Genomic DNA, 8810 nt, shown 5'->3' with positions numbered 1-8810 from the left:
AGCCGGTCAAGGCCGCCTACGGCGACAAGGTGAAGGTCACCATCATCGAGAACATTCAGGAAGGCCCCGACGCCGACCGCATCATGAACAAGGCGGTCGCCGACGGGAACAAGTTCCTGATCGCCGGCTCCTTCGGCTACCAGAACGGCGCCCTGCAGATCGCGCGCCGCAATCCCGACGTCACCGTGCTGCACGCTTCCGGTTTCCAGGTGGCGCCGAATTTCTCGCCCTTTGCTGCCCAATATTCCCAGGGCACCTACCTGATGGGCATGGCGGCGGCCGCGCTTTCGAAGACCGGCAAGCTCGGCTCGGTCTCCGCCTTCGCCATTCCCGAGCTGATCACCTCCATCAACGCTTTCACGCTGGGGGCGCAGGCGGTGAAGCCCGATGTCGAGGTTTCGGTCGTATGGGTGAACTCCTGGTTCGATCCGGCCAAGGAGCAGGAAGCCGCCAAGGCGCTGCTGGCGCAGAAATGCGACGTCATCTTCTCCAACGCGCAGGACACGCCTTCCGTCATTGCGGCCTGCGAGGAGGCCGGCATCCCCGCCTTCAACCTCAACTCGTCGATGAAGAAATACGCGCCCAAGACCTATCTCGGCTGCGTGGCGACCGATTGGTCGCCCTTCTTCAAAGCCTCGGTCGACGCCCACCTTGCCGGTACCTTCAAGGGCGCCAACGCCTTCTTGGGTGTCGGCGACAAGGTCGTCGAAGTCGTCGACTGGAACCCGGGCATCCCGACCGACATCATGACCAAGATCAAGGAGGTTGAAGCCAAGATCGCCGACGGCAGCTTCTCGCCCTTTGCCGGTCCGATCGCCAAGGCCGATGGCAGCGAAGGCGTTCCCGCCGGCAAGACAATGACCGAGGCCGAGATCGTCGCCATGGACTGGCACGTCAAGGGTGTCACCACGCCGCTGCCCAAGTAATCCATGACCGCCCCGCTTCTGTCGCTGCGCGGCATCTCCAAGAGCTACGGCCAGATCCATGCCAATCGGGACATCGATCTGGACGTGGCTCCGCGCTCGATCCACGCAATCCTCGGAGAGAACGGGGCGGGCAAATCGACGCTGATGAAGCTGATCTACGGCGTCGAGCAGCCGGACGCCGGAACGGCGAGCTGGAAAGGAGAGCCCCTCGCGCTCGCGTCCCCGGCGGATGCGAGACGCAAGGGGATCGGCATGGTCTTCCAGCATTTCTCGTTGTTCGAGACGCTGACGGTGGTGGAGAACGTCCGGCTGGTCGTGCCCGGGAGCAAATCGGATCTTGCGCAAGGCATCCGCAAGCTTGGCCGCGACTTCGGCCTGGAGGTCGATCCGCTTGCCCACGTACATGCTCTCTCGGTCGGAGAGCGGCAGCGGGTGGAAATCATCCGCTGCCTGATGACCCGACCGCAGCTCCTGATCCTCGACGAACCGACTTCCGTCCTGCCGCCGCAATCGGTGGACAAGCTTTTCGAGACGTTGCGGCGGCTGCGCGACGGCGGCGTGTCCATTCTGTTCATCTCGCACAAGCTGGAGGAGATCCGCGCGGTCTGCGACCGCGCGACCATCCTGCGCGGCGGGCGCATCACGGGCCATGTGGATCCCCGCGATCACGACGCGCACGACCTCGCCCGCATGATGATCGGCCGCGACATGCCTCAGCCCATGCCGGCGCTTGCGCATTCCGGCGGAGAAAAGCGCCTTGAAATCGTTGGCCTCGAGCATCGGCCGGACGATCCCTTCGCCGCGACGCTTTCCGACGTCAGCCTGACGGTCCGGGCGGGCGAGATCCTTGGTATCGCGGGCATCTCGGGCAACGGGCAGAGCGAGCTCGCGGCGCTGATCTCGGGCGAGACGGTGCTGCCGCGCGAAAAGTCACAGCGTATCTTCATGATGGGAAGAGACGTCGGCGCGCTCGATGCGGCTGCCCGCCGGCGGCTGGGCTTCGCCTTCGTTCCGGAGGAACGGCTGGGCCGCGGCGCGGTGCCGGAAATGTCGCTCGTCCTCAACAGCCTTCTGACCGCCCATCCCTCCGGCCTCTTGAAACGCGGCCTCGTCGACGCGGCCCGCGCCAAGGCTTTCACGGAGGACTGTATCCGGCAATACGACGTGCGCACGCCAGGTTCCGAAACGGAGGCCGGGGCGCTTTCGGGGGGCAATCTGCAGAAGTTCATCATAGGCCGCGAGATCATGCTGTCCCCGAAATTGCTGTTTGTGGCGCAGCCCACCTGGGGCGTGGATATCGGCGCCGCATCCGCCATCCGCCGGCGCCTTGTCGCGCTGCGCAACGAAGGCATGGCCATCCTCGTCATCTCGGAGGAACTCGAGGAACTGTTCGAGCTCTGCGATTCGATCCAGGTGATCCATCAGGGCCGGCTGAGCCCGCCGCTGGTGACGCGCGACACCAGACCCGAGGAGATCGGCCGCTACATGATCGGCGCGCATTCGACGGCCGAAAAGGTCCCCGCATGAGCGCTCTGTTTCGGCCGTTCCTTCCCGTTCTGGTTCGCCGGGAGCACGCCTCGCTTGCAATCAAGCTGGTCGCCCCGCCCGCCGCGCTCGGCCTGGCGACGCTGCTCAATCTCGCGCTCTACCTCCTGATGGGCCGAGATCCGGCCGCTGTTTTCCACGCGATGCTTCTGGAGCCTTTCCTGTCCTGGGCCTCCTTCTCGGAAGTCCTGCTGAAGATGGGGCCGCTGCTGCTGATCGCGCAGGGGCTTGCCATCGGCTTTCGCGCAAAGGTCTTCAACATCGGCGCCGAAGGTCAGTTCATCCTCGGCGCGATCTTCGCATCGGCCGTTCCCATTTGGCTCCCGCAGGCGACGGGCCAGTGGATCTGGCCCGCCATGCTCGTCCTCGGCGCATTGGGCGGCGCGCTTTGGGCCTCGCTCACAGCGTTCTGGCGCGTGCGGCTCAACGCAAACGAAATTCTCGTTTCGCTCATGCTGGCGCTCGTTGCCGCGCAGGTGCTCAACTATCTGCTTCTCGGCCCCTGGAAGGACCCGGCCGGCTTCAACTTCCCGCAGTCGGTGATGTTCCAGTACGACGCGATGGTGCCGATCCTGATCCCCGGCACCCGCGTCAACGTCTCGCTGCTTATCGCCTTCGCGTTCTCCCTTGCGGCCTGGGTCTTCATGCAGAGGAGTTTCGCTGGCTACAAGCTGCAGGTCGGCGGCCTTGCGCCGCGCGCGGCCGGATACGCCGGCTTCAACGAAGGACGCGCGATCTGGCTTTCCCTCCTCATCGGCGGCTTCGCGGCAGGCCTCGCCGGGGCGGCCGAGGTGGCGGGGCCGCTCGGCCAGTTGCAGCGCTCCATCTCGACCGGCTACGGCTATGCGGCCATCATCGTTGCCTATCTCGGTGGCCTTCACCCGATAGGCATCGTTTTTTCCGCGCTGCTCATGGCGGCCCTCTATATCGGCGGCGACAACGCCATGGTCTCGGCAAACCTGCCGGTCGCCGCGGTCCGGGTCTTCCAGGGCAGTCTGCTGCTCGCCTATCTCGTCGCCATCGCCTTCGTCCGCTACCGGCTCGAATGGCGCCATGCCGCCCACGGAAGCGCTCCATGAATGCCCTCGAGTTCATCGTCGCTGGAATGCTGGCGGCGGCCACGCCGTTCCTTTTGGCGGCGCTGGGCGAAATGGTGGCCGAGCGGGCCGGCGTCCTCAATCTCGGCGTGGAGGGACTGATGGCCCTGGGGGCGGTCATCGCCTTCATCATCGTCTATCACGGCGGCGGCCACCTCCTGGGTTTCGTCGCCGCGGGCCTCGCCAGCACGGCTCTTTCCCTTGTCTTTGCCGTCATCGCGCTGGGGTTCCGCGCCAACCAGGTCGCGGTGGGTCTCGCCATCGGCATACTCGGCCAGGGCCTCTCGGCACTGTTCGGCAAGAGCTATGAGAGCCTCACGGTCAAAGGCCTACCGAAGCTTTCATTGCCCTGGCTTTCAGATATCCCGGTCATCGGCGGCCTGTTCGTCGAGGACGTCGTCGTGTGGCTCTCGCTTGCTGCGACCGTCGCCATCTGGGCGATATTCGCCTACACCAAGACCGGCCTTGTCGTGCGCGCCGTCGGCGAGAATCCCAAGGCGGCCCGTGCGCTCGGCTATCCGGTAATCGCAGTGCGTTTCGCCGCGGTCGCTTTCGGCGGCGCGTTGGCGGGTTTCGCCGGTGCCTACGCGGCCGTGGTCTACACTCCGCTCTGGGCCGATGGCATGATCGCCGGGCGCGGCTGGATCGCGATCGCGCTCGTGGTCTTCGGCACTTGGCTTACCAGCCGTATCTTCCTCGGCGCTTGCCTCTTCGGCGCCGTGTCTCTCGCAAGCCTCGCGGCTCAGACAACTGGGCTCGACGTTTCCTCGCAACTTCTATCGAGCCTACCTTATCTCGTGACAATCGTTGTGCTGGGCATCATTTCTTCGAACCGGCGTCTGCTCAAGCTCAACGGCGTGGCTTCGCTGGGAGAGCCTTTCGAACAATAGTGTCGCTCGCCGCCCGGGCGCGCAATAACCCGACATCTGAGCGCAGATCGGACCGTCCCCGGGGCATGAAGGGCTGCACGCAATCCTCAAGACCATGCCTTAAAATGCCGAGCTGATCCCGGGCCAATCCTGCCGGCGATGCCAGCCTGACCGACACCGCCTTCGTCCGACGTCACACCAATTCCTGCTACTTCACGATGGTGGCGGTTGACGATGATGGCAGGCCGGCAGGGTGCCGGCTTCAAAAGCGATGAACGCAACGCACCAACGCCGATTGCGGGCAGCGGAACTTCGCCGCGAACCGCGTCGCGAGTTCGAGCAACGGTTCGAAGCGGTTGGCAGCTAGGAGACGGTGCTCCCGGCGAAGATCCATCGCGTTCGATACGAAAGCGCGGTCACCGATCTTGAAGGGGAAGTGCGCCGTCCGCTAGCCGTGCCGGATTTCCGTGCCGAGCACCTTCAGGCATTCCCGGATGAAGGCGGCGAGCGCGGTCCACCCTTTGGCCGAAACCATCGTGCCGTCGACATAAGCCTCCGTCGGAGACAGATCGATATAGGTGCCGCCGGCGAGCGTCACTTCCGGTTCGCAGGCCGCCAGCGCGCCTACCTTCTTGCCGCGTACGACACCATCGACCGCAATCAGGATCTGCACGCCGTGGCAGATAGTGAAGATCGGTTTCTTCGTTTCGTGGAAATGGCGCACCATCGCCTGAATGCGCCGGTCGGTGCGGATGTACTCCGGTCCGCGGCCGCCGGCGCAATAGACGGCATCGTACTGGTCGAGCTGTTTCTCCGCGTCGGCGAACGTCTTGTTGATCAGAGCATAGTGACCAAGCTTCTCGGTGTAGGTCTGGTCACCCTCGAAATCGTGCAGCGAGGTCTTGATCAGGTCGCCGGCATTCTTGTCGGGGCAAACGACGTGGACGGTGTGACCGACGGCTTCCATCGCCTGCTGATAGACAAAGATTTCGTATTCCTCGGTGAACTCACCGGTCAGCATCAGAATCTTCTTGGCTGGCATGACTTGTCCTTTCGATTTTGAAATGCCAAGGCCCTGTCGCGCCTTGGCTGTCGCAAATTGGATTTGCCGATTGTCAGAAGGGAGAATCCGGGAAGTAGTATTCCTTGGCATTGGCCTGGGTGATCAGCGGGGCATCGAGCTTGACGTGGCCGCGGACCGGCGCCTGGCCGATCAGGTTCGCCACTGTCATGTAGATGGCGGTCTTGATCATCGAAGGCGGGTAAGGTGTCTCGACCGGCGTCATGGCCTCGCCGTCGATCACCTTCTTGACGATCTCCTTCATCCCGTTGCCGCCGAGCGCCAGCGATGTAGCCGGAAAGCAGCCGCATGAACGTCGACTTGCCGGCCCCGTTCTCGCCGATGACCGCATGGATCTCGCCGGGCAGGATATCGAGCGTGACATCCGACAACACGGTGACGGCGCCATACTGCTTGGAAACGCTTTCGGCGCGCAGCACGGGCGCGACCGGCTGGGCGGCGACCGGCGCAACAGCGCGTTCTCTGTCAATGCGAGCGGCAATGGACATAGCAGCGGTCACTCGAAGGCAGGCAGAAGTCGGTCCCGCGAATTCTCGATGTGGATGCGCATCGCATCGGCGGCGCCGCTCGCATCGCCGGCAGCGAAGGCGGCGAGAATGGCCTCGTGCTCGTCCAACGCTTCTTCGGTGACGCGCGAGTGGTACATCAGGCGGAAGATGTGGAAATGGGTATGCTGGTGGCTCAGTGTCTCGCGGATGAGCTCGTTCTGCGCGAACTCCATGATCTTGTCGTGAAAGATCGCGTCCTGCCGTGCAAAGTTGGAATAGCGGAGGCGCTCGTCCTTACCCACGCGCCGGGCCATTACGCCGGCCGCCTCCTGCAGAGCTGCGAGGCGCCCCTCGTCAAGCGTTGCCGTGGCCTTGGCCGCGGCGGCGGGCTCGAGCAGAAGACGCAATTCATAAAGCTCGTCGAACCGGCGCCGAGTAATTTGCGGGGCGGCGCGATAGCCGATCAAGTGAGTCTTTACGACCAGGCCCTCGCCTTCCAGACGACCGAGCGCTTCGCGGATGGGCGTGTGTGAAACGTCGAATTCCCTGACAAGATTGTCCACGGTAATCCGAGATCCCGGCGGAATCTTCAGCGACATCAGTTGTGCAAAAATTGCTTCGTAAACATCGCCCGCCAAGCTGTTGGCGCGCTGGATGCGGCCGCTCGAGCGAGCTTCGTTGTCGACGGTCAGATCAGGGTCTTGCATCGTTTTGCCTCTTGACAGGAGCGAGCCCTAACATGATGCTCCGGCCAATTCAATACTATATCCTATACGATTTTATAGAGGATACGAACAAATGAGCTAGGAACCCTTTACGGCCGCGCCTGGCGGTCAGGACGGCAAGAAAGCTGAACCCAGGGACCCGCCAAGTCAGGCTCGGCGACGATCGCGGCACTTGGCCAATCGGTTTGTTTTGAAAGATCTCAGTCCATGACCTTGTTTGCAGCCGCGCGCCTGCCGCGCGAAATTCTCTTCGGTAAAGGCCAGCGCCATGCGCTGCCTGCCATTGCCGATCGATATGGCCGGCGCGCATTCATCTGCACCGACGAACGCCTCGCCAAGACGTCAGAGTTCGTCGAAATCCTTGATGGATTGAAAACTGCCGGGGTCGACACACTCGTCCATGACCGGACCTTGCCTGACGTGCCTCGCGACAGCGTCGGCGCCTGTATCGCGGACGCAAATGGCTTCAAGCCGGATATGGTGATCGGGGTTGGGGGCGGCAGTTGCCTCGACATGGCCAAATGCGCCGGGCTGCTGCTCAGCCATGGCGGCAAGCTCCAGGACTACTATGGTGAGTTCAAGGTGCCAGGCCCCACCCTTCCCCTGATCGCTGTGCCGACCACGGCCGGCACCGGCTCCGAGGTGACCCCGGTCGCTGTGATCTCCGACCCGGAGCGGACGCTCAAGGTCGGCATTTCCAGCCCCCACCTCATTGCCGCGGTTGCGCTTTGCGACCCGGATCTGACGACGACCTGCCCCCCTTCCCTGACAGCCATCGCCGGTGCCGACGCGCTGACGCATGCGATCGAGGCCTTCACCGCGGCAAGACGCTACGCCGATGCCGATCTGCCGCAACGACATGTCTTCGTCGGCAAGAGCGCGCTGACCGATCATTTCGCCCTGCTGGCAATCAGACTTTTGGGCCGCAGCCTCGAAGCAGCCTATCGTGACGGGTCGAACGAGATTGCACGCGCCGATGTCATGATGGGAGCGTTGGCCGCGGGCTGCGCCTTCGGCACGGCGGGAACCGCCGCCGCCCATGCGGTGCAATATCCGGTCGGCGCGCTCACTCACACGCCGCACGGGCTGGGCGTTGCGACGATGCTCCCCTACGTGATGGGCTACAACCTGCCCGCCGCAACGCCGGAGATCGCCGAAATCGGCACTGCCCTTGGCCTGCCGCGCCAGGACCGCAACGCCGATCAGCTGGCGGACGCCACGATCAGGGAAGTTGCGCGACTCTTCAACGCCATCGGCATAACCCGGACGCTGGCTGACCTCGGCCTTCCCGAGGATAGGATCGACTGGACGGCGGAGCAGGCGCTCGGCATCGACAGGCTGATCAAGAACAATCCCCGCCCCTTCGACCTGCCAGCGATGCAGCGCTTGGTCAGGGCAGCCTTTGGCGGCGACATGTCGGCCGCGATGATGTGAGGGATGGAGCCCGATTCCAATGAACATTTCCCCGGAGCTTTTTGAGCAGGATTCCGACATGTCCGACTACACTCCATTTTCGCATGGGCTCTACATTGGCGGGAAATGGCCCCCCTCGTCCAACGGCCGCGTCATCGAAGTGGTCGACCCATCGACGGAGGCCGTGATCGCGGCGGTTCCCGATGCCACGCTGGCCGACGCTGCTGCCGCCGTTGATGCGGCCGCGGAGGCAGCTGCAAGCTGGCGCGAAACCCCGCCGCGCCGGCGGTCCGAGATCCTGAGGCGCTGCTTCGAGCTTATGACCGAACGGGCGGAGACCCTGGCCGCGCTGATTTCCCTGGAGAACGGCAAGGCTTTGCGCGACGCGCGCGGCGAAGTCGCCTATGCGGCCGAGTTCTTCCGCTGGAACGCGGAGGAAGCGGTTCGCATCAGCGGCGAGTTCGGCCTCGCGCCGTCTGGCGCAAACCGGATCGTGGTCGACTACCAGCCCATCGGCATTTGCGTTCTGATAACGCCGTGGAATTTCCCGGCGGCGATGGCGACGCGCAAGATCGCGCCGGCGCTTGCAGCCGGCTGCACCGTGATCCTGAAGCCCGCCAGCGAGACGCCGCTGACAGCCTACGCACTTGCAGCTCTCTACGAAGA

Annotated in this window: 8 protein-coding genes and 3 pseudogenes; 7 read left to right on the top strand and 4 right to left on the bottom strand. The window is 63.9% G+C overall.

The annotated features are described in order from the left end of the window. The 5 genes and pseudogenes from EOA38_RS19640 to EOA38_RS40445 form a co-directional block, all read left to right on the top strand. A partial coding sequence (locus tag EOA38_RS19640; protein ID WP_145966001.1) for a BMP family ABC transporter substrate-binding protein occupies nucleotides 1-926 on the top strand: 926 nt, incomplete at its 5' end. Between the two features lie 3 nt (nucleotides 927-929). Then, nucleotides 930-2453 (top strand): ABC transporter ATP-binding protein, encoded by a 1524-nt coding sequence (locus EOA38_RS19635; protein ID WP_127300002.1) that lies wholly within the window; start codon nucleotides 930-932, stop codon nucleotides 2451-2453. Beyond that, the gene (locus EOA38_RS19630; RefSeq protein WP_126090776.1) at nucleotides 2450-3550 is read left to right on the top strand and encodes an ABC transporter permease; all 1101 of its coding nucleotides are present in this window, start codon (nucleotides 2450-2452) and stop codon (nucleotides 3548-3550) included. Before EOA38_RS19635 ends, EOA38_RS19630 begins: the two co-directional genes overlap by 4 nt. Then, complete coding sequence (locus tag EOA38_RS19625) at nucleotides 3547-4458, top strand: ABC transporter permease (RefSeq protein ID WP_126090777.1); 912 nt, start codon at nucleotides 3547-3549, stop codon at nucleotides 4456-4458. Before EOA38_RS19630 ends, EOA38_RS19625 begins: the two co-directional genes overlap by 4 nt. Before the next feature lie 167 nt (nucleotides 4459-4625). Beyond that, nucleotides 4626-4804, top strand: a pseudogene (locus EOA38_RS40445) (acyl-CoA thioesterase); the annotation flags it as partial. An 81-nt stretch (nucleotides 4805-4885) separates the two neighbouring features. On the opposite strand, the gene EOA38_RS19615 reads toward EOA38_RS40445, so the two are convergent. The 4 genes and pseudogenes from EOA38_RS19615 to EOA38_RS19600 all read right to left on the bottom strand — a co-directional run bounded on the left by EOA38_RS19615 (nucleotide 4886) and on the right by EOA38_RS19600 (nucleotide 6713). Further along, nucleotides 4886-5479, bottom strand: coding sequence for a DJ-1/PfpI family protein (locus tag EOA38_RS19615; RefSeq protein ID WP_126090778.1), 594 nt, complete (start codon nucleotides 5477-5479; stop codon nucleotides 4886-4888). Between the two features lie 73 nt (nucleotides 5480-5552). Then, nucleotides 5553-5783, bottom strand: a pseudogene (locus EOA38_RS19610) (ABC transporter substrate-binding protein); the annotation flags it as partial. Between the two features lie 4 nt (nucleotides 5784-5787). Continuing rightward, nucleotides 5788-6006 (bottom strand): annotated as a pseudogene (locus tag EOA38_RS19605) (ATP-binding cassette domain-containing protein); the annotation flags it as partial. Between the two features lie 8 nt (nucleotides 6007-6014). Further along, nucleotides 6015-6713: a GntR family transcriptional regulator gene (locus EOA38_RS19600; RefSeq protein WP_127300001.1), complete on the bottom strand. Its 699-nt coding sequence runs from the start codon at nucleotides 6711-6713 to the stop codon at nucleotides 6015-6017. A 225-nt stretch (nucleotides 6714-6938) separates the two neighbouring features. On the opposite strand from EOA38_RS19600, the gene EOA38_RS19595 reads away from it, so the two are divergent. Beyond that, nucleotides 6939-8165 carry an iron-containing alcohol dehydrogenase gene (locus EOA38_RS19595; RefSeq protein ID WP_127300000.1) on the top strand — a complete coding sequence of 409 codons (1227 nt, stop codon included), beginning with the start codon at nucleotides 6939-6941 and terminating at the stop codon, nucleotides 8163-8165. Between the two features lie 19 nt (nucleotides 8166-8184). Further along, the coding region (locus EOA38_RS19590) for an aldehyde dehydrogenase family protein (RefSeq protein ID WP_127299999.1) at nucleotides 8185-8810 on the top strand (626 nt) is incomplete at its 3' end.

Origin of the sequence: Mesorhizobium sp. M1E.F.Ca.ET.041.01.1.1 (assembly GCF_003997355.1) — a bacterium.
In the GTDB taxonomy this organism is placed as follows: domain Bacteria; phylum Pseudomonadota; class Alphaproteobacteria; order Rhizobiales; family Rhizobiaceae; genus Mesorhizobium.
This window is presented reverse-complemented; position numbering and strand designations above follow the sequence as displayed.

What these genes read in the sequence shown, in the direction of transcription:
- EOA38_RS19635 (WP_127300002.1), top strand. Translation starts at nt 930, where the DNA reads ATGACCGCCCCGCTTCTGTCGCTGCGCGGCATCTCCAAGAGCTACGGC.
- EOA38_RS19630 (WP_126090776.1), top strand. Translation starts at nt 2,450, where the DNA reads ATGAGCGCTCTGTTTCGGCCGTTCCTTCCCGTTCTGGTTCGCCGGGAG.
- EOA38_RS19625 (WP_126090777.1), top strand. Translation starts at nt 3,547, where the DNA reads ATGAATGCCCTCGAGTTCATCGTCGCTGGAATGCTGGCGGCGGCCACG.
- EOA38_RS19615 (WP_126090778.1), bottom strand. Translation starts at nt 5,479, where the DNA reads ATGCCAGCCAAGAAGATTCTGATGCTGACCGGTGAGTTCACCGAGGAA.
- EOA38_RS19600 (WP_127300001.1), bottom strand. Translation starts at nt 6,713, where the DNA reads ATGCAAGACCCTGATCTGACCGTCGACAACGAAGCTCGCTCGAGCGGC.
- EOA38_RS19595 (WP_127300000.1), top strand. Translation starts at nt 6,939, where the DNA reads ATGACCTTGTTTGCAGCCGCGCGCCTGCCGCGCGAAATTCTCTTCGGT.